The following is a 25,290-nucleotide window of genomic DNA, read 5'->3' as shown; positions in this document are numbered from 1 at the left end:
GCAGCCAGAACAGCAGCGGATTATGGTCTACTTTATTGAGGAAGCGAAAGAGCACCTCAATACAATCGAGCATGGTTTGCTGAATTTGCAGACCGTTGTTGCCGATCCTGAATCTCTCAATGAGGTGTTTCGGGCCGCCCACTCAGTTAAGGGTGGAGCAGCAATGCTGGGGATTCACAGTATTCAGCATATTTCCCATCGTTTGGAAGACTACTTTAAGGTGCTCAAAGAGCATGACCTCCAAGTCGATCAAAAGCTTGAATCTTTGTTGTTCAAGAGTTTTGACGCCCTGCATGTACTGACAGAAGAGTTAGAACAGTCCTACAGTCTGTCAGAGGAAATTTCTGAAAAGACGCTATCGGAAGTAGATCCCGTTTTCACTGAAATCAATAGTCATCTAATGACAATCGCGGGTCCAGGCGTTGATCTCAGTACGCTCTTAAGTGATAGTCCTGCTCCCACGCTTCAAAAAGCTGCGATCGCTGAACCTGCTGTACTGGATGCCCAATGTATTGAAATTTTCCAAAAGGATGTGTTGCAGCATCTACGAGAAATTTTGGCCTTATTCAAACAGGCCGATACGCCAGAGAATCGCCAGGCGTTAACAACCATTTGCCACAATCTGGCTCAAGTGGGACAAGAATTTCAACTGAAGGGTTGGTCTGAATTATTGGAGGTTGTGGGTGCCATCGTTACCCATCCGGATAACTCCTTCGCAACTTTAGCCGGCGTCGTTGTTCCCAATATTAAAGAGGCCAGGGATTTAGTCCTCGCTCAACGAGCAGCAGATGTAAAGCCGATGGCTGCACTGCTAGATTTGATGCCTGCGATTGACTTTGGTGATTTAAGTAGTACTGCTTCGGAAACGTCTGAATCTGAGGACTGGCTTGGATTGTTCGCGGACGAAGATGACATTACATCACCTGCTGCGGATAGCACGGACTCATTTTTAGATGACTTGTTTAGCGAACCAGCGCTGAGCTCAAATGCTGACTCGAAGGCTCCCATTGCAGCCTCTGCCGCGGCTTTAGAAGAGAATTTTGCCAGCTTAGATTCTTTATTAACAGAAACTGCTGCTGCTTCAGCATCCACAGTGGAGTCAGGAGAAGATTTCAATGATCTGGAAAAACTCTTAGAAGAGCCCCATCGTCCTGCGGAGAAGAAAGTCAAGTCGGCTCAGAAGCGGACAGGCACGAAGCCGTTACGGCGAAATAGTGCTATCGCGCAAACCATGAAGGTTCCCGTTAAGCAGCTGGATAATTTAGGGAATCTGATTGGTGAATTGGTCGTCAGCCGTAACTCGCTAGAGGATAGCCAGAACCGTTTGCGACAGTTTTTGGACAATTTGTTATTGCAGGTCCAACAACTGAATGATTTAGGACGCAATATGGAAGATCTCTATGAGCGCTCCCTATTAGAGAACTCCTTGTTAAGCAGTCGCCAACAGCAAGCCGTTGTCAGCGGGAATGGCGTCTCTAGCAATCACTCTACAGGTCAGCAGTTTGATGCTCTAGAGATGGATAGCTTCACAGGGTTTCATACGTTGTCCCAGGAAATGATTGAGCGCATTGTGCGTGTGCGTGAAGCAGCTTCGGATATTGAGTTTATTGTTGAAGGAACAGAGCAAGTGACGCGGATGTTCCGTCAAATTACGACTCAGGTGCAGGAGGGATTGACAAAATCGCGAATGGTACCTTTTGCTCAAGTGGCAGAACGCTTGCCCAGAGCAGTTCGTGACATCTCCATGAAGTGTGGTAAGAAGGCCCGATTAGAATTGGAGGGCCGTGATACCTTAATCGATAAAAGTATTTTGGAGCGGTTATACGATCCGCTGACCCATTTGGTCAACAATGCGCTGTTTCATGGGATTGAAGCGCCTGATACTCGCCAGTCTTTGGGTAAAGCAGAGGAGGGGGTCATTAAACTCCGGGCCTTTTACCAGGGAAATCAAGCGGTTATTTCCATTACGGATGATGGGGCTGGGATTGATGTTGAGCGGGTAAAAGTCAAGGCCGTCGAGAAAAATTTATTGACCCAAGACGAAGCCGATAACCTGTCTCGCCAAGAAGCCTATGCGTTGCTTTTTAAGTCGGGCTTCTCGACTCAAGATCAGGCAAATGATCTGGCCGGTCGTGGTGTGGGCATGGATGTTGTTCGCAACAGTATCCACGAGATTCGGGGTGTGATTAACACAGATTCGGGCATTGGCAAAGGGACAACGTTTACGATTCGCCTGCCTTTAACTCTCAGTATTACAAAAGCGCTGTGCTGTATTGATAATGCCTCTCAAATTGCTTTCCCCATTGATGGGGTGCAGGATGTGATTGATGTTCCCAAAGAACAGCTCCGGCAGGATGCAGAGGGGCCAGTTCTAGTGAGCTGGCAAGATAAGCAACTCCCTTGCAAGCCTTTAGGAGAATTGTTGGCCTATAGCCGTAAGTTTAAGCGCAACAATGCTTATAACAATAGTAATGTCCAAGATGATGGTATGGCATCTGTCGTGATTTTACGCAGTGCCGATGATCTGGTTGCGATCGAAGTAGAACAGGTTTTGGCCGAGCAAGAAATTGTAATTAAGCAGTTAGCCGGACCTGTACCTAAGCCGATGGGGGTTGCAGGGGTCACTGTTCTCGGAGATGGTGGCATTATGGCCATTGCGGATGTCATGGAAATTGTCGATCTCTGTTTGGATCGATTGGAAGTGAATAGTAATCTCTGGAAGAGTATTCTGGAGAACACAGAAGTCGAAGAAGATACCGATCCAATGGTGCTCATTGTGGATGACTCGATCACGGTTCGGGAACTGCTGTCGATGACCTTTAATAAGGTGGGGTATCGGGTTGAACAAGCTCGTGATGGCCAGGAAGCGTGGGAGAAACTCCGTTCAGGCCTCCCTTGTGACTTGGTCTTTTGTGATGTGGAAATGCCTCGGATGGATGGTTTGGAACTGTTGTCGCGTCTACAGCAAGATGATGATTTACAGGATTTACCCGTCGCTATGCTGACGTCACGGGGAGCCGCTCGCCATAAGCAAATGGCAACAGAATTAGGGGCTCGAGGATATTTCACAAAGCCTTATTTAGAAGAGGTTTTGCTAGATGCAGCCCAACGGATGCTGAATGGTGAGGTGTTGGTCAAATAACGTACACATTGGGCAAGATTCCACGTAAGCTCAGAAAGAGTTTCTCCAATGCAATCTTTGGTGAGTAAGCAAATTGCCCATTATCGTACCTGACTTCCAGCAGTTATTCCCGTACCCGCTTGATGCGTTTCAGCAGCAAGCAGTTGCTGCCCTGGACGCTAACCAATCAGTGGTTGTCTCGGCCCCCACAGGGTCGGGGAAGACCATGGTGGGTGAGTATGCCATTTATCGGGCCTTACAGAAAGAAGAACGAGTTTTCTACACAACGCCACTCAAAGCGCTATCTAACCAGAAGCTGCGGGACTTTCAGCAGATGTTTGGTGCCGATGCAGTCGGACTACTAACGGGGGATCTCTCGATTAATCGAGAAGCCCCCATTCTGGTGATGACAACGGAAATTTTTCGGAATATCCTCTATGGCACACTGACTGACTTGGTGAATACCTCTTTGCAGGGGGTTTCATCCGTTATTTTAGATGAATGCCACTATATGAATGACCGCCAGCGAGGAACGGTATGGGAAGAGTCCATTATCTATTGCCCTTCGGACATTCAACTGATTGCGTTATCGGCGACCATTGCGAATGCCCAGGAACTGACGGACTGGATGAGTTGGGTGCATGGTCCCACCCAGCTAATTGAGTCAGAGTGGCGACCGGTTCCTTTGGCTTATCTGTTTGCGAATGCGAAGGGACTGTTTCCGCTACTGAACCCAAAGCAGACCGCGCTTAACCCCCGTCTCAAAGCGCAAGCGAAAAAACATCATGGTCATCGTCATCAACGTCGGGCGGATAGTCCTGATGTTGCTGCAGTGTTGCAACATTTGCGAGAGCGGGAGATGTTGCCAGCGATTTATTTTATCTTTAGTCGTAAGGGATGCGATCGCACGGTCCAATCCACGGCTCATCTCAACCTCCTGAACCCTGATGAATCAGCAGCCATGCAGGCACAGATGGAGACGTTTCGACGGCAACATCCCGATGTGGGACGGCCTGAACAGCTGGCTGCGATCGCACACGGTATCGCGGCCCATCATGCAGGGTTGTTGCCCCAGTGGAAAACCTGGGTAGAGGAACTCTTTCAGGCAGGATTAATCAAAGTGGTGTTTGCGACGGAAACCTTGGCGGCAGGGATCAATATGCCTGCGCGTACCACTGTTATTGCCAGCCTATCCAAGCGAACTGATGTGGGTCATCGCTTACTGACTGCCTCTGAATTTCTGCAAATGGCGGGGCGCGCGGGACGGCGAGGGATGGATGAGCAAGGCTATATGATCACGGTGCAAACCCCGTTTGAGGGAGCGAAGGAAGCGGCTTACCTGGCCACCATTGGGCCGGATCCGTTAGTCAGCCAGTTTACCCCCAGCTATGGGATGGTGCTCAATTTACTGCAAACCCATACCCTGGATGAGTCCAAAGGGCTAATCGATCAAAGCTTCGGTCAGTATATTGCCAGCGTCCAACTGTCCCCCCAGAAAAAGGCAATCACCGATTTGCAACAAGAATTGGCCCAGGTCCGAAAGAAGCTGGGAACCATCGATGAAGGGGCTTTAAAGAGTTACCAAAAATTACAGCAGCGCCTGAAAGAAGAACGCCGATTGCTCAAGATTTTGGATCAGCAGGCTCAGGAAACTCGCGCCAGCGAATTAACCCTACTGCTGGATCATGCTGCCCCCGGGACTGTATTGAGCTTGGCACAGTCTAAAGCTGAAGCCCCTAGAGCCTGTGTATTTGTCGCTCAGATCCCGAGTCCGGGACATTTTCCCTACCTGGTCTGTTTGAGCCAAGACAACCACTGGTCCGTTATCTCTCGTGGAGACGTCATCCATCTAGATGGACAGCTCGATCCCCCTGAACAAGTAAAACAACTCACCGTCCCTCCCTCCCTAACCAAAAAGGGACAGTCTAAACAGGGCGATGCTACTAGCCTACCCATCGCGCAACTGATTCCGGATAGTACCTGGCAGCCTGCGCCAGAGGTAACCCATCAACAGCAGCGATTACAAGCGGTAGAGGCGCAAATGCAGCAACATCCTGCCCATGCGTCCCGCCAGGATCACAGTAAGTATCTCCGCTGGCAGCGGCGGGTACACACCTTAGAAAAGCAACTGCACGATCGAGAGACGAAATTTAATCGTCAATTTCAACATCAGTGGCAAGCCTTTATTGCCTTGGTCGATATCCTGCAACAACTCCGGGGGTTAGAGAACCTCAGACCCACGGAACTGGGCCAAATTACCGCAGCATTTAGGGGAGAGAACGAACTCTGGTTGGGGCTTGCCTTCCAATCCCAAGTGTTGGATACGCTTGATCCTCATATTTTAGCTGCCGTGTGTGCAGCCCTAATCGTGGATAATACACGCCCGGACGTTCGCATCAAATTCCGTCCTAGCGCTGCCATCCAACAAGCGGTTAAACCCCTCCGCCCACTGCGACGACAGCTGCTGCAAAAACAACATCGCCACGAGGTTTCCTGTCCGGTTTGCTTAGATACCGAGTTGGTTGGCTTGGTCGAGCAATGGGCCTTGGGCATCAGTTGGCCCGATCTGTGTGAGGCCACTAGTCTAGATGCAGGAGATTTAGTTCGGATTCTCCGACGAACGGTTGACTTGCTATCGCAAATCCCCTTTGTGCCTTACCTCCCTCGGGAGCTTCAACAAAATGCTAGGCGAGCACAGCAGCTGATGAATCGTTTTCCGATTAGCGATACTAGCTTACTGCCTGAGACCGAGATTGAGGCAGCCATTTCAGAGAACGTGTTACTCAAAGACCCAATGAGTGAAACGTCGCCTTAGGTGACAGAGGCCTGGTTTTCCTCATTGTTGGCTTCAGCATTCTCAGCTTCTGCAGTATGCGGCAACTCTAGACAATACCCGGCGCCATACACCGTTTTGATGTATTGAGGATGACGAGGATCGGGTTCTAGTTTGGTGCGCAAATGGCGAACATGGACTCGAATGGTTTCAATATCATCATTCGGATCGTAGCCCCAGACTTCCTGAAGAATCTCGCTGGGAGAGACGGTTTGACCATGACGTTGCAGCAGACAGTGAAGCAGCTCAAACTCAAGACGGGTTAGCTTAATCACTTTATCCACCCACAGAACTTCAAACCGTTCCGGCACAAGGGTAAGCGGGCCATAACTCAGAATTTCGCTGTGGCGGGCGGCTTGGGGAATCCGATCTGTACGCCGCAACAGGGCACGCACGCGGGCGAGCATCTCTTCCAATTCAAAGGGTTTAGTTAGATAGTCATCCGCCCCAGCATTAAACCCTTCGACCTTATCTTGAGTTTGGCTGAGGGCGGTCAACATCAGAATGGGGATATCGGCAGTCCGTTGGTCACGTCGTAGGCGCTGACAAATGGTAAAACCATCCACTTTGGGCAGCATTAGGTCCAAAATAATCAAATCTGGCAGTAGCTGGACGGCTAATGCTTGTCCTTTGATCCCATCGGTTGCTTGGGCTACGTCGTAGCCAGCCATTTCCAGATTAATCGCAACCAATTCTGCGATCGCAGGATCATCATCAATTACAAGTATCCGAGTTTTCATGCAAACTGCTCAGTCTGGACGATATTCAAACGGCCTTGATCCAGGAGGTCACACCGCTTCATTGAGAAATGTTTCTGCATTCTTAAAACATGCTTGTAAAGATTATAAACAAGGTCATCTCCTATCCTTCCCCCCCACTTGTCTAAAGCTACCGCAAATTCTTAAGATGCGTTAAATCTTTATGAGTCCACACCAGCATAATCAAAAATGGAAAAAAATGTAAATTTTTTAGTGGGATTATCTAAATAGACGTTGTTTCAAGGTGAATGAATTTCTTTGCATGATAGAAAAAGACTCTCAATATTGCAACCCAACGTTCGCTTAGGTGGGAGGGGATGTTATACCTTCATTCTAAGATCTAGTTTTTTAAACATTAAGGAAGCAAAATTAATCCATGTTGCACCATACAGCAGCTTAGCAATATTTCTTAAAAAACTGCTCTTCGGCATTCATCCTATCGGCAAGGCATCCTTGCTTCTTGACTGAATACTCATCAATATTCGGTCTATTAAGCAATGGATTTATCGCCTATCGGTCGTCAACGTGACAGACACTCGCCAGTATTAAGTAAATTTCAGAGGAAAATGCTAGAATCCTGCAACAATCTCCGCTAATCAGGCTCGGTAAACATGACTTGGACTGCTTGATCACGTGATTGAAGGCCCTCAATCTTAAGGGGCACTGGAGGAGACCCTTTCTAGAAGTTATCTCCGTCAAGCAAATCACCCAGGCTACCGAGTAAGGAGCCTTCGCCGCGACCACCGCCACCCGTTCGTTGGGGAGCGGCCGCTAACATCCGTCCCGCCATGCGGGAGAAGGGCAGAGACTGTAACCACACATGCCCAGGTCCCGTTAAAGTAGCAAAAAACAAGCCTTCTCCGCCAAAAATGACGGACTTCACATTGCCTGCTTGCTGGATATCGTAGTGGACAGAGTTGGTTAAAGCGACAAGACAGCCCGTATCCACATGTAAGGTTTCACCCGCTTTCAGGTCGCGTTGAATCACAGTGCCACCGGCATGGAGAAAGGCTAAGCCTGTACCATCGAGCTTTTGCATAATAAAGCCTTCTCCACCAAAGAGTCCTGTGAGGATCTTCTTCTGGAAATGAATGCCAATTTGGACGCCTTTGGCCGCACAGAGAAAACTATCTTTTTGACAGATTAACCGTCCCCCATAATCACTGAGTTTGGCGGCAATAATCGTGCCAGGATAGGGAGCTGCAAAGGCCACGTGGGCCTTGCCTTGAGGTCCGCCGTGGGTAAAGACGGTCGTAAATAAACTTTCGCCCGTAACTAGGCGCTTGCCAGCCCCAACTAACTTATCCATAAAGCCCCCCTGGGAAGCCTGGGCCGATCCATCGCCAAAAATCGTTTCCATTTGGACAACGGCATCTTTGTACATCATGGCGCCTGCCTCAGCCACGGCGCTTTCACCCGGATCAAGTTCGACTTCAACGAACTGCATGTCTTCGCCGAAAATTTGATAGTCAATCTCATGGGCTGCACCCGGACCTGCGGGGGGAGGGGGAGGCGGAGCAGCGGCACCCGCATCTCCCTGTAGTTCGGCCACTTGAGCAATGGGAAGCCAATCGGTAAAGCCCTGTCGCCAACAATAGCCATTGGGATTTTGTCTAGCTTGGTCAATGGCTTGCTTTTCGTCAAAGGGACCGATGCGATCGCTGCCGTAGTTGAAATACCAAGTTGTCATGATGCTCTCTAATTGCTGCTCACCAAACTACAGATGTTATTGCTCAAAGTCCACACAAGCTGCGCGAGCAAGGGACGATGTGATATAGCTTTCCCAGATTGCAGGCTACAGATTCAAGTCTGTAATGAAACGTTCAAATTAAGCCCAACTCTTGCCCTGGTCAGAAAAATTCACACATTTCTGTCAGAGGTTTTTGCTTGATGGAGAAAATTCTATAGTTGGTGGTGTAATTGGTGTTTGATGTCCAAGCTATGTGGTGTGAAGGCTTGAAAAACGAAAATCAAGATTAACTACTGTACTTTGGGAGTTATTAGAGATGACTGCTGAGGAATTGTTTGAACGATATGGTAATGGGGAAAGGGATTTTATAGGAGTTGACTTGAGTGGAGTCATTCTCACTAGACAAGAGTTGAATGGGATTAATCTGCAAGAAGCCAACCTTTGTGGAGCTGAATTGCTAGATACCTCCTTGGGGCAAGCGAATCTTAGGAAGACCCTCTTTAGAGGAGCAAATTTAGATCATACATATTTCGGTTCTACTGATTTGAGTGGTTCTGACCTGCGAAGTGCTTACATTGGAAACACCAATTTTGAGGGTGCTAATCTAACTGGAGCACAATTGAGAGAAGCCAATTTATTTGAAGTGAGTTTTGATGGGGCTAATTTAGCAAAAGTTGATATGACGGGTGCTTACAAACTTGATGTCATATATCTGGAGCAGGCTATTCTGAATCAAACTATCTTCCCTGATGGTAGTAGTTGGGAAAGATTACCTGACAGAAATCTTTGGGACAGGTTTTATCTGGAAACTCCTGAAGGCAATCAATAATCTAATAACAAGGGTCTGATCGCACCATTTTGACAGGCTGTCTAAGAACGTTGTTAGATATCTACAATCTCAAAACAGCATTGCCCCATCAAGCTCCACAGGCAAATGCGTATGCGCCCCTTCCCCACAGGTGCGAGGTGTGGGAAAAACCTTACCAGGATTGGCTAGCTCCTTGGGGTTAAACACATGGCGGACCCACTGCATCGTCTCTAAATCCGCCTCCGAAAACATATCCGGCATATAGCAGCGTTTATCCGCCCCAATGCCATGTTCACCCGAAATACTGCCCCCGACGCGCACACAGAGTTTCAGGATTTCGCCTCCCAACTCTTCCACCTTTTCTAAGGATCCTGGAATCGACTCATCGTAAAGAATTAGGGGATGTAAATTTCCATCTCCGGCATGGAAGACATTGGCAATGCGGTAGCCAAACTTTTCACCAAGGGCGTTGATTTCGCCTAAGACATAGGCCAGTTCCGTTCGGGGAATCACCCCATCTTGGACAAAATAGTTAGGACTCAGCTTTCCCGCCGCCGCAAAAGCCGCTTTCCGCCCCTGCCACAATTTAAGTCGTTCTTCGGGTTCTGTGGCGACGGTGATATTTCGAGCCCCGTTTTGACGGCAAATTTCTTTAACGCGATCGCTACTGGCATTGACTTCCACTTGCAGACCATCCAGCTCAATTAGGAGGATAGAACCTGCGTCTCGGGGATAGCAGTCTGTCGCCACCACATCTTCCACGGCGTTGATGCTGAAGTTATCCATAATTTCCATGCCAGCGGGAATCACACCTGCCCCGATAATGTCGGCAACGGTTTTCCCGGCAGCATCAATGCTAGTGAAATCGGCGAGTAGTACTGAAATGGCATCGGCGCTGCGTAAAATTCTGAGAGTGATTTCGGTAGCAATGCCTAAGGTGCCTTCCGACCCCACAAACACCCCAGTCAGATCGTAGCCGGGCATATCGGCAACTTTACCGCCTAAATCCACCACATCACCATTGGTGAGGACCATTTTCATCCCCAAGACATGGTTGGTGGTCACCCCATATTTCAGACAGTGAACGCCACCGGAATTTTCAGCAATATTGCCACCGATGGAGCAAATAATCTGACTAGAGGGGTCAGGTGCATAGTAAAAGCCATCTGGTGCGACTGCCTGGGTGACCCAAGCATTAATGACCCCCGGTTGCACCACCACACACTGGTTTTCAATATCGATGTCGAGAATTTTATTCATGCGGGAGGTGACGATTAAGACGCAACCTTCCGTGGGCATTGCCCCACCAGACAGGCCCGTTCCAGAGCCTCGGGCCACAAAGGGGATTTGGTTGCGATCGCAAATCTCCACCACCGCGGCCACTTCTGCGGTCGTTTGCGGCAGAACCACCAGGCTAGGCCGCTGCCGATAACTGGCTAACCCATCGCATTCATAAACCGATAATTCCTCCGGGGTGACCATAACCCCGTCTTGGCCCACTACAGTTTGCATCTGCCGGATAATCGGTTGCCAGTTGCGGGGGATATCTGTGGCAATCATGAGGGCATCTTCTGAAAAAACGGCAATTCTAAAAGAATCGGTCTATGCCCAGCTTAGACCAGAATCAGGACTCCATGAACGACAGAGGGTGAAGCGATTGAACTATCTGGCCGTTGTAGCCTATCAGGCAGCCCAAGATATCGGTAGAGATTCAGTCTTTGCCAATTGAAGCTATGTAGAGAATCTATGCAGATTGCGGCTCCTGAAAGCCAGCCACTTCAATTTCTGAGAGGCTATATAGGAAAATACCGCTACCCACCTTCACAACTTCTCCCGAGAGGATATTGACGCTGCCCGACAGAAAGTCGATAATCCGTTGAGCTAACTGGATGGGGAGTTCAGATACGTTGCACATAATCAACTGGCCACCTTTGAGTTGATCGATGGCCTGTTGGGCTTCTTCCATAGAAACGGGTTTGACGACCCTAATCTCAGGACGAGCATGACCAAAGAGAGGAATGATATTATCCATGATTTGAGAATTGATGCTGAAATAGCTCAAGTGTTAATGCGCCGGGGCCAAAATACGTCAACTGTGAAGGATCTATCGAACTTAAAAAAGAGTGAGATGAACCCCCCACTCGATCTACCAGCGAACAAATAACGTATTCGGCTGGAGAACCTTACAAAACACTGATAGTAAAGCGATAAACTTCCCCTCCCCCCTATCAGCTTCCTCTTCCTCAACCAAAAACTTAGCTAAAGGACTAAGATTTTGAAGTCATAAAACCTCAGTGGAAGAATAATCGTCAAAATATGCTCTAGGTGTCAGCTAGTGCCCCGATACCAGCGATATTTAGTTGTGTAATCAATTTGCCTCCATTCAGGCTATCACTGAATACAAACTCATCACTGCCCAGTCGAATAAGCCTTACCTTAATTTAATATTTGAAAATCTTGCTTCATCGTTCTTAGCCGTTCTAGAGGATTCCTTAACCAAGTGAATTCAGTGGTGCTGATGATCTGACGTGATTTGATCATCTGATGGTGCGATTTCGCGGAAAGCACAATCGAGCTGGCCGCTGGCTCAACTCACTGCCATGCCAAGTATAGGCATTTTTGGTAAAATACACTATAATTAGAATTATAAACCTTTATTCTTCATCAACAAGTAGACGCTAGCTCGTGTTCACAACTGCCCTTCGCCCAAATGATGCCTTGTCAGTGCCCCATGACTTGGTGGCCGCCATTCAGGATCTAAAAAAAGACCTCAATGCCATTGTTTTGGCGCATTACTATCAAGAACCTGAGATTCAAGATGTGGCAGATTACTTAGGAGATTCGTTGGGGCTCTCTCGTCAAGCTGCCGAGACCCATGCTGAGGTGATTGTCTTTGCTGGTGTCCACTTTATGGCAGAGACGGCGAAGATTCTCAATCCAGACAAGCTGGTGTTGTTACCAGATTTGGAGGCTGGTTGTTCACTTGCAGACAGTTGTCCACCTGAGCAATTTGCAGCGTTCAAAGCCGCTCATCCTGACCACTTGGTGATTTCCTATATCAACTGCACGGCTGAGATCAAGGCGATGAGCGACATTATTTGCACTAGTTCAAATGCCGTCCATATCGTCAACCAAATTCCAGCCGATCAGCCGATCATTTTTGCCCCTGATCAAAATTTGGGACGCTATGTAATGGCGGAGACAGGACGGGACCTCGTGTTATGGCAAGGGAGCTGTATTGTTCATGAAACCTTCTCTGAACGACGGTTAATCGACCTCAAAACCAAGCATCCCCAGGCTGAGGTGATTGCCCACCCAGAATGTGAATCTACTATTCTGAGACATGCTCACTACATTGGCTCCACAACGGCACTTCTGAAATATACGCAAACGAGCCCTCTCGACACGTTTATTGTGGCCACTGAATCGGGCATCCTGCATCAGATGGAAAAACAGACGCCTGGAAAGCGATTTATTCCCGCTCCCCCCACGGGCAACTGTGCTTGTAACGAATGTCCCTATATGCGGTTGAATACCTTGGAGAAATTGTATGTAGCCATGCGCGATCGCAAGCCAGAAATCACCTTATCTGAACCGATCCGCCAGGCTGCGCTCCATCCCATTCAGCGTATGTTAGCTATGAGCATATGATAATGCGGATGGCGAGAATCGAACTCGCAAGGCATAAGCCACACGCCCCTCAAGCGTGCGTGTCTACCAATTCCACCACATCCGCAGACTAGGAGACGCTTTAACCCTAGTCGAGATGACTGAGGTAAAGCTCATTTAGTATACCAACATATCTTTAAGATGTTCGCTGGCCTGAGGAAATAAAATTTTGCCAGCGGTATAGGGTGGAGAATAGCGATGGTTAGGTGCTGGTTCTCTGACCACTGGTCAAGGGCTGCCCATCCCATCCTGATGCACCTGGGTCTGTGATAATCTCACCTGACGGCCGTTTTAACGTTGCTGCGATATGTCACTTGATTTTCGGAATATCAATACGCTGTGGTCGTCAGTTTTAACGGAAACGCTGAGTCGATTGGGCTTAGCGACTGCTATTGTTTGTCCAGGGTCACGGTCTGGCCCCTTAGCAGTTGCATTTGCCGCCCAGGCAAACCTTGAAGCCATTCCGGTTTTAGATGAACGATCGGCCGCTTTTTTTGCTTTAGGCATCGCTCGTCGGTCAGGATTGCCTGTGGTGCTAGTGTGCACATCGGGGACAGCGGGTGCCAATTTTTATCCCGCCGTGATTGAAGCAGCGGCAAGCCGAGTCCCTTTATTGATTTTGACGGCAGACCGCCCACCTGAACTGCGAGATTGTCATGCGGGCCAAGCGATTGACCAAGTCAAGTTATACGGACATTATCCCCGCTGGCAAGTCGAATTGGCCTTGCCAGACTCGCAACCCACGATGCTGGCCTATCTGAGACAAACCCTGGTGCATGCCTGGGAGCGATCGCAATGGCCTGTTGCCGGTCCTGTGCACCTAAATATCCCCCTTCGCGATCCGTTGGCCCCAGTGACTGATCCGGCCACTGAAGCGCTAGCCATAGATTTTAACGCCGAGCATTTCTTCGCTCACCTGTACCCCCGTTCACCTGCCACCACAGCGCTTGATCCCCAAGCATTAAAATCATGGCTACAGACGTGGCAAACTTGCGATCGCGGCCTGATTATTGCTGGCCCAGCCCAACCCTCTGCCCCAGAGCGCTATTGTGAAGCTGTTGCTCTGTTAGCTCGCAACTTGAGTTGGCCTGTGTTAGCAGAGGGCCTTTCCCCCCTACGAAACTGGGCGGATATCAATCCATCCTTGATTGCAACCTATGACTTACTGCTGCGTCATCCCGATTTAACCGCCCAGTTACAGCCACAGCAAGTGATTTGCTTGGGAGAACTCCCCACTAGCAAAGTTCTGAGAGCCTGGCTGATCCACTGTCAGCCACAAACCTGGATCCTAAATTCAACAGGGCAGAATGTTGATGCCCTGCACAGTCGGGCGATCCATCTATCTATCCAAGTTGAGGCGTTAACGTCCCACCTAAAATTACTTGAATTGCAGCCCCCCACAGCCCCCTCCTCTTGGCCGCCCTATGCACAGGCTTGGTTAACCGCAGAACAAAACATGCGCACCACCATCAATAGCGCCATGCAACAACAAACTGGGCTACTAGAAAGCAAAGTGGCCTGGTTACTATCGCAATCCTTACCCGCAGGTACACCCTTATTCATTGCCAATAGCATGCCCATTCGGGATGTGGAATATTTTTGGCAACCTGGTAGATTACGGGTGCAGCCTTACTTTAATCGAGGGGCCAATGGCATTGATGGCACGTTATCTACCGCTTTGGGGATATCCCATCATCAACCGAGCAGCGTGTTGTTAACGGGAGACTTAGCTTTACTGCATGATACCAATGGCTTTTTATTACGCAATCATTGGCAGGGACATTTGACTATTATTGTTATCAATAACAATGGAGGAGGGATTTTTCAAATGTTACCAATTGTTGGTTTTGACCCCCCTTTTTTGAACTACTTTCAAACCCCCCAATATATTGATTTCCAACAACTCGCCTCAACCTATGGCATTGGCTGGGAAAAAATCCAGTCTTGGCAACATCTGACGAGCTGCCTCAGGGACTTACCCGCAAGAGGCATCCGCATTCTAGAGCTAAACTGTAACGGCCAGGATGATATGCAATGGAGAAAGAGACTCTTGGATCAAGGGGCAGAAGCGATCTAATCGCGAGTCTTTAATTACTTTTTTAAAATGTATTTAATGATACAAAAATTCCAGGATATCAATCTCTTTAAATTCAGCTTTGAACCGTAATTTAAGCCAGTTTTAGGCGCTTTTGGCACTGGGAAGCTTGAGCTATCTAAATTACTAGATTTACGTTGATTTTAACGTAATTTAAGCTTAATTTTAGGGTATAAGTCAAGGTTATAAGCTAAAATTAAGCTTCGGTTCAATCACTCGATCTAGGAGTATCAATCGAAGAGAAAGCAAGCGTCCCAGATAACGATAGGGAAAGGAAGTCTTAGGTCCGTTCAAAAGCAGACCTGACAAAGCTTTTACATTGCTTTATACTTCTCTAATAATGCTTGTATTTCTTACCTACCTCGTCCAATGAGGTTGAGTTCGTTGTCGTGAAAAGAGCTATAGAAGCCACTCGCTCTGAAAGGGGTTGCTTCTATTGGGGGGAATCAGGGGGGCCGTTCAGTCGTATCTACAACCCAAAAGATTCTCGATGCAACCAAAAAGATTCTTGATGCAATCAAAAAGATTCTTGATGCAATCAGTAGAATTTTAGTTTTTCTCTGCCAAATTCATGTCTGCAGATGGGAATACTAAGTCTACTAGACAAGCCACAGAAATCATTTTTTTGTTCGAGCATCTTAAAAATGAGTAGAGAATTGCTGTTTCCAGCACTGTTCTTTTAGAAATCTTTTGGTTGTCGATAATGTTGTTGTAGGACAACTAGAATGCAGACCTTAGAACAAACTCAGCACTTTTCGTTTCAGTCCCAGGAACTGGCGCAGAAACTATTGGATACATCACCGCAATGCAGTCATGGGTACTGGAAACTACAGTTTGCAAGATTTTCTGCCCGTAAGCCATCCACTTACGGTTATGTAGGCATAACGGATGCAGGCATCATCGGCTATTCAGGGGGGCAACCTTGGGGCGCCCGCGAACTTTTGCAGATTGCGAAACGGTACATGTTGCAGATTCGACATGAGACCTTTAAGTCTCATGTGGCACGTTGGCAAGCTGCTGTTAAACAGCAAGCGATTACCCCACAAGCGCTTGTCGAGCACATGTTTCAGCTGGGGATTCATCCAGAGCAGTTGCAGCAGGCATTGCGATTAAAATTACTCAACGACTTTGATTCATTTTTAATGTTCGGGGCTGGAGAAGCCCATTTTATCCCCGATCCGCAACTGCAAAATCAATTACCCATCACAGGGTTTTCTCTCGCTGAGCTGCTCAACGAAGCTCTGCAACGGCAAGCATTATGGCAACAGTTGCGGTTGCTGATTCCCTCCATGAATATGTTGCCTATCCTCAAACCTGAGGCGATAGAGGCGGCCAATCTACCCCAGGCGCAGCGACAATGGATCGAAAAAGTGGTGAACCATCAGCGGCCCCTCAACCAAATTGCTGTTGGCTTAGCCAAAGATCCGCTGGAAGTCGCTCAGTTATTTGCGAAATGGGTGCGAGCCGATCTGCTCAATCTTGAGCCCGTACAGCAGACGCGGTCAACCACAGTGATGATTATTGATGATTCGCCTTTGGTGTTAAAGCAGTTCCAAAGTTTAGTGGGGGGCTTGGGATATCAGGTAAAAGTTTGTCAGCAAGCTGAAACGGCTGTGCAAACTATTGCCCAGACCCCCCCTGCCATTGTCTTCATCGATATCAATATGCCAGGTATTACGGGGTTTGAGTTAGTGAAGCAAATTCGTCAACAGCCTCAGTTCGCCTCCATTCCCCTCGTCATCTTGACGGGTGAACAAAAATTATCCAACAAGTGGCGAGCCCAGTGGAGTGGTTGCGAGTTTCTGACCAAACCCTTATCTTCTTCAGAAGTCAATCAGTTTCAACTTCAACTACAAGAGCTGATTCAGACGCTAGTATCTGCTCCCTTATTAGGTGGAAGTGTATAGCAGATCCATCATTATTGTCGCGAACAGTACAATCCTAGATTTGGTCTAAGCAAGGTTTTTGGAGAATATTATGCGTTTATTGGTAATTGATGACAGTGCTGTTGATCGGTGTGCATTAGTCAATGTATTGCAAAACTTGGGGCACGAGGTGGATGAGTGTGACAGTACCGATCACGCTCTGCCCAAAATTGAGGCGGGAAACTACAACTTAGTGTTTTTAGATGTGGTTATGCCTGGCCAGGATGGCTACAAATTTTTGCGTTCCCTCCGACTCAATCCCTCTACCGCAGAACAATATGTGGTCTTCTGCTCTAGCAAAAAAACGCCCCTAGAGGTGAACTACGGTCTCAAACGGGCGGGAGCCAATGATTATCTGACGAAGCCCGTGACGAATGAAACAGTCGGAGAAGTTTTACAACGATTGAGTGCTTAGGGGAGATTTAAATGTCAGCCGCTGTCACTTCACCAATCCCCCCAGTATCGCAACACGATCGATATATTTTGACTCAAGTCGGGTCATGGGTGCTTGTGCTGCCAACTCGTTGGGTGACTGAAATCCTCCGAGTTCAGCGATCGCGAATTTTAGCCCTACCGTTTTATTCTGCGCCATTGATCGGCGTCACTCATCACAATAGCCACATCCTGCCGTTGGTTTCTGCTTATCAAGTTTTGCAGACTGAAGAAGCGAATCTGCGGGAAACCTCAACGATTATTCATCTGAGTGAGGCGGCGGGTTCCCTCCAAAATGTGGGTCTGGTGGTCGATAAAGCCCTTGGCAGTAAAAGCCGGGAAATGCTGCCAGATGCTTTGTTTGAAACAACAGCCTTACATCCTGAGGGAACAGCAGGAATGGTTTGCCTCCAGAATGATTGGTTTTCCCCGGATTTGTGGCACCCTCAAGTTTAAGTCCGTCAGGATTGCGTCCTGATCCAGTTCACCTTTGCGCCAACAAGACTTGCGTCTCGTTGATGGTTATCAATTTACTGTATTCAGATTTTGCTTATGAACTCTGGTCAACCTCAACCCAACGTCTCAGAACAGACCTTCTCGGTTGAACGCGAGTCTACTCCAATGGTTGCTTCTCCAGCGAAGCGTGCTCAGACGTTTGTCCACAATCACTTAATCGGTACGATTACGGCAACGGTTGTGGGCAGTCTGTTGCTGACGGGCATCTCCAGTTGGAATATTTGGAGTATTTATCGCAGTTTCGGAGAGACCGTCAGCCGCCAGTTTGAACTACAAAAGCGCACAGGTCAAATCGCCCATTATGATGAAGTCCTGACGATGTCTGCTCGGATGGCAGCCAGTACAGGCAATCTGCAGTGGCAAGAACGGTATGACCAATTTGTGCCGCTGCTGGATGAGGCGATTGGTGAGACCCTGGAGAATGTGACGCCAGCGATTCGCACAGAAGCCAGCAAGACGGATGCCGCCAATACTCGCCTGATCGAATTGGAAACCCAGGCTTTTGAACTGGTCGAAGCGAAAAAGGCCCCAGAAGCGTTACAGCTTCTACTCGGGAATGAATATAGCCAGCTCAAGGCGCAATATGCCGAGGGAAATCAACGGGTTTTAAACCAAATTGACGCGTTAATTCAGCAGCAGTTGCAAGCGTATCAGCAACAGTTGACCGCTTCCATCGCCTTTGCGAGCATTGCCTTCCCTCTGTTGTTAGCGGGCTGGATTTTGGTATTATCAGCCGTTCGAAGCTACATCCGTGAGCGGCAAGCAGCGCAGGAGTCGGTTAAGCAGTCCCAGCTTGATCTGTTGGTCCTTAATAGTCAACTCCAGGAAGAAATTGAGTCGAGAACGGCACAAGAGGAGGCCGTTCGCAAAGATAATGACCAACTGCAAGAAGATATTATCGCGCTGCTAGATGTGGTGGCGACGGTGGAAGAGGGAGATTTGACCACGCAAGCGACCGTAAATGAGCGAGCGACTGGATTGATTGCCGATACTCTGAATCGACTGATTGAAGAGTTAGGCGGTATTTTGCAGCAGGTGGCTACCACGACTCGCCAAGTTTCGACCAGTAGTCATCAGCAGAAAGATATCTCTGAGGTTGTGGCTCAAAATACTGAGCAGCAATCGCAAGAGGTGATGCAAGTGCTGGGGTTGGTCGATGATGTACGGTCCTTTGCCAACAACGCAGCCCAACAGTTGTCGGCGACCAATCAATCTCTGGTGACTCTCAATACGGCGGTCGCTGAAGGACAAATCGAGATTGGGACCTTGAGCCAAGATATTGAAGTGTTGCAACAGGGGAGCGATCGCATCGTTCAGCAAATGAAAACCCTGGGTGAGTTTGTGGGTCTAACGGATCAATTTGTCCATGACCAAGGCGATATTGCGGAACAAACCCAAATGTTGGCCCTGAACGCTGCCCTGGTTGCGGCCCGTGCCTCTGAGCAAACCGATCCGAAGAAATTTGCGGCGGTGGCCCAGGAATTTGAATCCATTGCGAACCAAGTGAGTCAGCTGGCGCAGCAGACGAACGAGGGACTCGGGTCCCTTGAACAACGAAGTGTTCAAATTCACCGAGTGGTGGCAGATGTCGATGCCGATGTGCAGCGTCTAGGTGGCGTCGTGGACGACTTTACCCAAGGGTTTCGCCATACCCAAGAGGTGTTTCAGACGGTTCAGGACGTGACGGGACAGGCGGTGGAGTCGGGTGAGACCGTGACTCAAACCAGTCAAGAGATTGTGCAGACCTCTGAAAAAACCGCGATGACGATGGCTGCCATTGCCCAGCTCTCGACTCAAATTGCCAGCCAATCTGAAAATGCCCAGCAACTGGCGGATACCATGAATCAGCTCTCGAGTGACCTGTTGGGCAAGGTGCAAGTCTTTCAGCTGCCAACAGCAGATGATGACAGCCGTCTGGACGCCAATGAGAGCCTCCCAGACAATGCCCCTCCCCAACCTGAGACAACCGTATCAGAGTCTGCTGTTGCGGTTTAGAGCATATCACTCAATTATTGCCCCCCTTTGGTCTACTGAAACTAGGTAAGTATGATGACGAACGACCCATCGCTTTCTTTTATCCCTGAAGACGATCCTTTGGCGCAGATCAATTCTGAGCATCCCTTCAAGCCCCTGAATGCGGAAGAGGATCTGGAGCAATTGGATGCGGATGGTACACAGATGGGTGTGGAAGCGGCTCTTAACCCCCTAGATGAGACGGATGATTCTGGGCAAGTCTTGACGGAGTCCAAGCCTGAGCAAATACCAGCGAAGGTCGTTGTCCGAGAAGAGATTGATCAGGACTCCTGGTTGCAGGATATCCAACGCCAGCTACAGAGACGTTTAGGGGGAACAGTGGTGGCGGCTGTATTGGTCAGCCTGGCACTCACGGGTATCTCAGCATGGAATATTTGGCGAATTAATCAAGGTTTGCAAACGACACTGGCCAAGCAGCTTAAGCTGCGGGAGCAAAGTGGTTCAATTATTCATTTAGACGAAGTGCTAACAATGTCAGCACGGATGGGTGCTAGTACAGGGGAGAAACGGTGGCAAAGCCGCTATGAAACCTATGTTCCCCAACTCGATGCAACCATTCAGGCGGTGCTGGAGGAACTCCCTGTTTCAGAGCAATCTAATCCAGCACAAACGGATGCAGCGAACCAGAAGCTGGTCGCCTATGAAGAACAGGCCTTTGAACTGGTCAACAACAAGCAAGCCCCCCAGGCGCTAAAATTATTGCTTAGCCCAGAATATGAAGAGCAAAAGCGCATCTATAATGACGGAATTCAGGGCACCCTGGTTACGATTCGATCGAAGGTGGATGCTGAGCTAAGCCTCTATCGACAGCGGCTCACCTGGTCTTTGACGTTTGCCGTGATTAGCTTGGTGGTTTTGGCCTTAACTGGGGTTATCCTCTACCTGACGGTGCGAGGGTATATCCAAGAACGTAAGCGCTCTCAAACGGCCCTAGAAAGCTCTCAAGCAAACTTGCTAGAGTCCAACCAGGCCTTGGAAAGTCAGATCACCCAGCGGACGGCGCAAGAACAGCAGATTCGAGCTGAAAGTGAGCTACTGCAAGAGGATGTGGGCCATATTCTAGATGTGGTTTCAGCAGTCGAATATGGCGACTTAACCATTGAAGCGGAGGTGAATGAGCGGGCAACTGGATTGGTTGCAGATACCTTGAACCGCTTAATTGAGTCGTTGCACCGAATTATGGCGGTGGTTTCCTCTACGGCTGTTCAAGTCACGGATAATGCGGATCAGCTAGAGAGATTGGCGGTGGAAACCGCAGACCGGAGCCAAACCCAAACCCAGTCGGTTGCGGATGTGCGATCGCTGATGGAAAACGTGAATACCCTGACGGAAAACTCCCGTGACCAGGCGACCTCCACCGAAACAGCACTGGAGCTGGCCAAACAAGCGGTTGAGACCGGTCAACAAGAGATGAATGAAATGGTGCAGGGGATTTCCAGTCTAGAAGAAGGGACCGATCAGATTGTAAAACGGACTCAGCTCTTGAACGAGTTTGTTGATCTCGCCTCCCAGTTCTCTAAAGATCAAAAACGGGTGGCGTCCTTAACACGGGTGTTGGCGTTGAATGCGTCCATGCTGTCTACTCGGGCAGTGAAGGAAAAAGACCCAGCCCAATTTGCCAGCATTGCCAAGGAGTTTGAAATTGTCTCCCGCCAGGTGAATGACTTAGCCTCAGAAACCAATCAAACCTTAGCCCAGCTCCAACAACGAACCGACCAAATTCAAACCGTCACCTCTGGTCTCAACCAAGATGTGAGTGACATTAACCAACTGGTTCGCAAGTTTACCAACGAGGTGGAGCAGTCGCGACAAGCATTTACCAATATGCAAGCTGCAACCGATCAAGTTGCCCAAGCTGGCCAGCAGGTGAAGCAAGCAAACGAGGATATTTTTGAAGCAGTCCAAAGTACCTTGATTGCCACCCAAACCATTTCTCGTGAGGCAGAAGATACCTTATCCCAGGCCAATATCACTCGTGAACAAGCAGCCTCAATGGGAGAGTTAGCTCGGACCCTGACTAATATGGTGGAGTTCTTCCAGTTAAATGCTGGAACCGAGTCCGAGGTCATAGAAGTTGAAGCAGAACCGACAGCAGCAAACTTGCCGCTGGCCGTTGTTGCTGACGCATAAGCCAACAACCCATGACCTGACGTTTCTCCCCATCAGAACAACCACCCCTTTTGCCTCTGTAGAGATATGATGACTGACCCCGATTTCTCACAACCCTTGCCAATATCTCCCTTGAATAGTGATCCTGAGGCTGAGCTGCAGAGAGAACTGCAAGCCATGTTTGAGATTGACAGTCAAGAACATCTGCAGACCTATTTTCAGCTAACTCAGCAGCTCAACCCCAATAGTTGGGTTGCGGATATCCAGAATATCTACCGAGCCATCCATACAATTAAGGGCAGCGCTGTAACGGTTGGAGCCGACGCCGTTCTCCATGCGGCCATGGTTCTGGAAGATTTACTCTCTGATCTACGCTATTTAGAAGAGGCTCCCCCCCTCGAAAATGGGCATCTCCATCAAATGTTGTTGGAAGCGGGTGAGCTGCTCGGCAGTTGTTTGGAACTATCTGGCTCTGACGGTTCCTCAGTCGAACCCACCGTCAATCGGATTAAGACACTCCATGAACAGATTCAGGCTCAATACATTCCCAACTGGGATGAACTCACTCAGGTCCATCAAGAATTTGCCGAGCAAGGCTTTGACCTAGTGGTTCTGGAGCTAGAAATGGCGGTTAATCAGCTTGCGGATCAAGCGGTTCCGATCCCAACGCTCGCGACTGCCCAACAAATGCTGGCCCAGCTGCAGCAAATCGGTCAGGATCTTCAACTCGCAGAAGATTGGTCTACCCTGTTGCAGAGTGCAACCCAGTTGCAGCAGTTGCCGATTGCTCAATGGTGGCGTCAGCAATGGCCGATTTATTTTGATCTACTCAAGCAATGTGCAAAGCAGAGTGGTCAATTAACCCCTGCTCAACAAGAGACTTTATCCTCCCTCGTCGCTGAGCCGCCCTTTGCAGACAGTGCATCCCCATCGATCACTGCACCACCGCAGGTTGCGGATGGAGACGTTGAGGAGACCTTAGAACTCGCGTTGGAGACAGATCTGGCTGCCAACTTAGATATGGCAGACTTCAGTTTTGATGACTTAGATCCAGATTTAGCCCTTGATTTAGATGCTATGACCCCCGAGCGCCTGGAAACACCAGCCGCCCAGGTGGATGATAACTTGATCACAGCCCCAGACAGCACTGAGCAAGAGTATATTGCTGATTTTGCTGATCTATCGGATGAGTTTCTGGAAGAAGCGGCGGGTATTGACTTTGAAAGCCTATTAGAGTTCGACCTAGCAGAGGACTCTGAGGAGAGTCCTGCAGCAGACTCAGAGCAGAGGGTTGATCCTAAAATGACGTTGCCGGGTCTCTTCCCTACCCCTTCTCAGCCTGCCCATGCGTCTACGGCTCCTACTAAGGTTCCCGCTGTTGAGAGCAAAAAAGAGGAAGTCAAAAAGGATATTAAAATTCCTGTGCCCTTAACCCGGCTGAGCCAGTCCTCCCAGCAGGTGGTTGAGACGCTGCTGACGGCTCGGGCGGCCTTCAATGAATCTTCTATATTGCAATCTCAACTGGCCCAGTTGACCACTCTGACCCAAGAAAGTGCGCAGTATATTTCTCGATTGCGACAACTCCAAGATGACTATGCCCTGCTTCGTGATATCAGTGATGTGCAGGAGTCGGACAGTGGTCTCACCCTAGAGCGATATCGCCAGGGCTATACGACCATTAACCGACTGTTAGAAAATATTTTGCGGATGTCTGAGTTGGGAGCAGAGTTGGAAGGAATGTCCCTGCAGACGGTGGGCAACTTAGACAAACTCAATCGCAATATCTCGCAGCTCAAAGACGGGATTGAAACCAGCCGATTGGTGCCTTTCCGTAACCTAACGCTGCGAGCCCGAGCCATTCTTCGGGACTTGACCAATCGCTATGGCAAGCCTGCTCGCTTAAACATTCAAGGTGAACTGGTGGAAATGGATGCAGGGGTGGTGCAACAGCTGGAACCGGCTCTCCTACATTTGCTGCGGAATGCTTATGATCACGGCATTGAAACCACAGAGGAGCGATTGCAACAGGGTAAACCTGTGGAAGCCACCATCCAAGTGACGCTGGAGAGACATGGCAATTTGTACCGATTATTGTTGCAAGATGATGGTCGGGGAATCAATGCCCAGAAAGTGAGTCAACTTGCCCAAGAGCGCGGTTTTGACCTGACGCAGACTCAAACGCCTGCTGAATTGGTTGCGGTTCTCTGTCAGCCTGGATTCAGTTCTCGCAGCACAGTGAGTGAAGTGTCTGGGCGAGGGGTCGGTATGGATGTGGTGGCCAGCCAAATTGTTAGTATTGGTGGTCGTCTGCTGCTAGATACCCAGGTGGGCCAAGGCACAACCTTTACGATTGAAATTCCTGCCCCCCAGCTTCTGGTGCCCTGTGTTCTTTTGCAAGTGGGTGAGCGGACGGTTGCCCTGCCCACGGATGATGTTCAAGAGATTATGATGGCGGGTGTGATGAACATCCAACCTGCGGACGGAGATGCTCCCAAATGGCAGATTACTACGGGGCATACATCGACTCCAGGCTACGCCTTATCTACCTTCTGGCAACAGCCAACGACCTTGTCTGACACCACCATCTGTGTGCGTACGCAGCTTCCAGGAGACAACGCGGATGTCTGGCTGATTGCAGATGATCTGTTGGGTCAGGAAGAATTACTGATTCAGCCCCTTCCCCACCCCTTAGTCAGTCCATCGGCCTTATTGGGCGTCAGTTTACAAGCGGATGGTTGTTTATTAAATGTCTTAAATCCTATTGCCCTAGCTGAGACCCTAGCTACGCAGTCTTCGATCACCAGACCTGAGGCTGAAAAGGAAAACCCGCAGCTGCCTGATGCCGTCCAAACGATCTTGGTCGTTGATGATGCAGCGCTGATGCGTCGACGGTTGGAAAGTAGTCTGAATACCTATGGGTTTGTCACCTTTACCTGTAGTGATGGCCAAGAAGCCTGGCAATGGTTGCAAACTAACGGCATCCCCGATCTGATGATTACAGATGTTGAGATGCCGAATATGGATGGTTTCACCTTAATTGACCGTTGTCGCCAGTCAGAGATGGAGATGCCCATTCTGGTGGTGTCTTCCCGACTGTCGGAAGAGTGGGGCAAAGAGGCTGAGCGGCTCGGTGCTAACGACTATCTGAATAAAGGGTTCTCAACACCAGAACTGATTAATCGGGTGAAGGCTCATCTCAATTAACGTGAGTTCGACGAAGAAATAGGGCATGAGAAAAGGCTGGGGCATATATTTGCAGTATGTCGTACCGCTTTACCTCAGCCATGTCTATCAGCTTAC

At 49.1% G+C, this 25,290-nt stretch carries 16 protein-coding genes and 1 tRNA gene; 12 read left to right on the top strand and 5 right to left on the bottom strand.

From position 1 onward, the window contains the following. The coding region (locus Q0986_RS22195; RefSeq protein WP_299416206.1) for a hybrid sensor histidine kinase/response regulator at nt 1–3,142 on the top strand (3,142 nt) is incomplete at its 5' end. Nucleotides 3,143–3,215: 73 nt separating this feature from the next. Next, a complete protein-coding gene (locus tag Q0986_RS22190) occupies nt 3,216–5,936 on the top strand; it encodes a DEAD/DEAH box helicase (RefSeq protein WP_299416202.1) in 2,721 nt (906 codons plus the stop codon). Here Q0986_RS22190 and Q0986_RS22185 read toward each other — a convergent pair. Both Q0986_RS22185 and Q0986_RS22180 read right to left on the bottom strand, forming a co-directional pair. Beyond that, nucleotides 5,933–6,694, bottom strand: coding sequence for a response regulator transcription factor (locus Q0986_RS22185; protein ID WP_299416199.1), 762 nt, complete (start codon nt 6,692–6,694; stop codon nt 5,933–5,935). The genes Q0986_RS22190 and Q0986_RS22185 overlap by 4 nt on opposite strands. 697 nt (nt 6,695–7,391) lie before the next feature. Then, the gene (locus Q0986_RS22180) at nt 7,392–8,402 is read right to left on the bottom strand and encodes an AIM24 family protein (protein WP_299416196.1); all 1,011 of its coding nucleotides are present in this window, start codon (nt 8,400–8,402) and stop codon (nt 7,392–7,394) included. A gap of 316 nt (nt 8,403–8,718) precedes the next feature. Between Q0986_RS22180 and Q0986_RS22175 the strand changes: the two genes are divergently transcribed. After that, on the top strand, nt 8,719–9,231 hold the full coding sequence (locus Q0986_RS22175) for a pentapeptide repeat-containing protein (protein ID WP_299416191.1): 513 nt from the start codon (nt 8,719–8,721) through the stop codon (nt 9,229–9,231). Between the two features lie 69 nt (nt 9,232–9,300). Here the strand turns inward: Q0986_RS22175 and glcD are convergent, their stop codons facing one another. Next, the gene (glcD, locus tag Q0986_RS22170; RefSeq protein WP_299416188.1) at nt 9,301–10,770 is read right to left on the bottom strand and encodes a glycolate oxidase subunit GlcD; all 1,470 of its coding nucleotides are present in this window, start codon (nt 10,768–10,770) and stop codon (nt 9,301–9,303) included. On the opposite strand from glcD, the gene Q0986_RS22165 reads away from it, so the two are divergent. Then, the gene (locus Q0986_RS22165; RefSeq protein ID WP_299416185.1) at nt 10,769–10,939 is read left to right on the top strand and encodes a hypothetical protein; all 171 of its coding nucleotides are present in this window, start codon (nt 10,769–10,771) and stop codon (nt 10,937–10,939) included. The two genes, glcD and Q0986_RS22165, sit on opposite strands and share 2 nt — an antisense overlap. 15 nt (nt 10,940–10,954) lie before the next feature. On the opposite strand, the gene Q0986_RS22160 is transcribed toward Q0986_RS22165, so the two are convergent. After that, nucleotides 10,955–11,242: a cell division protein SepF gene (locus Q0986_RS22160; protein WP_299416180.1), complete on the bottom strand. Its 288-nt coding sequence runs from the start codon at nt 11,240–11,242 to the stop codon at nt 10,955–10,957. A 653-nt stretch (nt 11,243–11,895) separates the two neighbouring features. On the opposite strand from Q0986_RS22160, the gene nadA reads away from it, so the two are divergent. Next, a complete protein-coding gene (gene nadA / locus Q0986_RS22155; RefSeq protein ID WP_366918662.1) occupies nt 11,896–12,861 on the top strand; it encodes a quinolinate synthase NadA in 966 nt (321 codons plus the stop codon). A gap of 3 nt (nt 12,862–12,864) precedes the next feature. On the opposite strand, the gene Q0986_RS22150 is transcribed toward nadA, so the two are convergent. Next, a tRNA-Leu gene (locus Q0986_RS22150) sits at nt 12,865–12,946 on the bottom strand. A 240-nt stretch (nt 12,947–13,186) separates the two neighbouring features. Between Q0986_RS22150 and menD the strand changes: the two genes are divergently transcribed. From menD to Q0986_RS22115, 7 genes are all read left to right on the top strand, one after another. Continuing rightward, on the top strand, nt 13,187–14,956 hold the full coding sequence (gene menD / locus Q0986_RS22145; protein WP_299416177.1) for a 2-succinyl-5-enolpyruvyl-6-hydroxy-3-cyclohexene-1-carboxylic-acid synthase: 1,770 nt from the start codon (nt 13,187–13,189) through the stop codon (nt 14,954–14,956). Nucleotides 14,957–15,699: 743 nt separating this feature from the next. Beyond that, entirely contained in the window at nt 15,700–16,881 is a 1,182-nt protein-coding gene (locus Q0986_RS22140) for a response regulator (RefSeq protein ID WP_299416174.1), read from the top strand. A gap of 70 nt (nt 16,882–16,951) precedes the next feature. After that, nucleotides 16,952–17,314, top strand: coding sequence for a response regulator (locus tag Q0986_RS22135; protein WP_299416171.1), 363 nt, complete (start codon nt 16,952–16,954; stop codon nt 17,312–17,314). A gap of 11 nt (nt 17,315–17,325) precedes the next feature. Then, entirely contained in the window at nt 17,326–17,787 is a 462-nt protein-coding gene (locus Q0986_RS22130; protein WP_299416167.1) for a chemotaxis protein CheW, read from the top strand. Between the two features lie 96 nt (nt 17,788–17,883). Then, nucleotides 17,884–19,842: a methyl-accepting chemotaxis protein gene (locus tag Q0986_RS22125; RefSeq protein WP_299416163.1), complete on the top strand. Its 1,959-nt coding sequence runs from the start codon at nt 17,884–17,886 to the stop codon at nt 19,840–19,842. Nucleotides 19,843–19,893: 51 nt separating this feature from the next. Next, nucleotides 19,894–22,011 carry a methyl-accepting chemotaxis protein gene (locus tag Q0986_RS22120; RefSeq protein ID WP_299416160.1) on the top strand — a complete coding sequence of 706 codons (2,118 nt, stop codon included), beginning with the start codon at nt 19,894–19,896 and terminating at the stop codon, nt 22,009–22,011. 66 nt (nt 22,012–22,077) lie between these two features. Next, nucleotides 22,078–25,194 (top strand): response regulator, encoded by a 3,117-nt coding sequence (locus tag Q0986_RS22115; protein ID WP_299416157.1) that lies wholly within the window; start codon nt 22,078–22,080, stop codon nt 25,192–25,194. Nucleotides 25,195–25,290: the final 96 nt, after the last annotated feature.

The sequence above is a fragment of the Acaryochloris sp. IP29b_bin.148 genome, from assembly GCF_028285565.1.
In the GTDB taxonomy this organism is placed as follows: domain Bacteria; phylum Cyanobacteriota; class Cyanobacteriia; order Thermosynechococcales; family Thermosynechococcaceae; genus Acaryochloris.
The sequence above is the reverse complement of the archived record's forward strand: the minus strand, read 5'-3'. Positions and strand labels throughout refer to the sequence as shown.

Coding starts and splice junctions, on each gene's coding strand:
- Q0986_RS22185 (WP_299416199.1), bottom strand. CDS start 6,694: ATGAAAACTCGGATACTTGTAATTGATGATGATCCTGCGATCGCAGAA.
- Q0986_RS22180 (WP_299416196.1), bottom strand. CDS start 8,402: ATGACAACTTGGTATTTCAACTACGGCAGCGATCGCATCGGTCCCTTT.
- Q0986_RS22175 (WP_299416191.1), top strand. CDS start 8,719: ATGACTGCTGAGGAATTGTTTGAACGATATGGTAATGGGGAAAGGGAT.
- Q0986_RS22165 (WP_299416185.1), top strand. CDS start 10,769: ATGAGGGCATCTTCTGAAAAAACGGCAATTCTAAAAGAATCGGTCTAT.
- glcD (WP_299416188.1), bottom strand. CDS start 10,770: ATGATTGCCACAGATATCCCCCGCAACTGGCAACCGATTATCCGGCAG.
- Q0986_RS22160 (WP_299416180.1), bottom strand. CDS start 11,242: ATGGATAATATCATTCCTCTCTTTGGTCATGCTCGTCCTGAGATTAGG.
- menD (WP_299416177.1), top strand. CDS start 13,187: ATGTCACTTGATTTTCGGAATATCAATACGCTGTGGTCGTCAGTTTTA.
- Q0986_RS22140 (WP_299416174.1), top strand. CDS start 15,700: ATGCAGACCTTAGAACAAACTCAGCACTTTTCGTTTCAGTCCCAGGAA.
- Q0986_RS22135 (WP_299416171.1), top strand. CDS start 16,952: ATGCGTTTATTGGTAATTGATGACAGTGCTGTTGATCGGTGTGCATTA.
- Q0986_RS22130 (WP_299416167.1), top strand. CDS start 17,326: ATGTCAGCCGCTGTCACTTCACCAATCCCCCCAGTATCGCAACACGAT.
- Q0986_RS22125 (WP_299416163.1), top strand. CDS start 17,884: ATGAACTCTGGTCAACCTCAACCCAACGTCTCAGAACAGACCTTCTCG.
- Q0986_RS22120 (WP_299416160.1), top strand. CDS start 19,894: ATGATGACGAACGACCCATCGCTTTCTTTTATCCCTGAAGACGATCCT.
- Q0986_RS22115 (WP_299416157.1), top strand. CDS start 22,078: ATGATGACTGACCCCGATTTCTCACAACCCTTGCCAATATCTCCCTTG.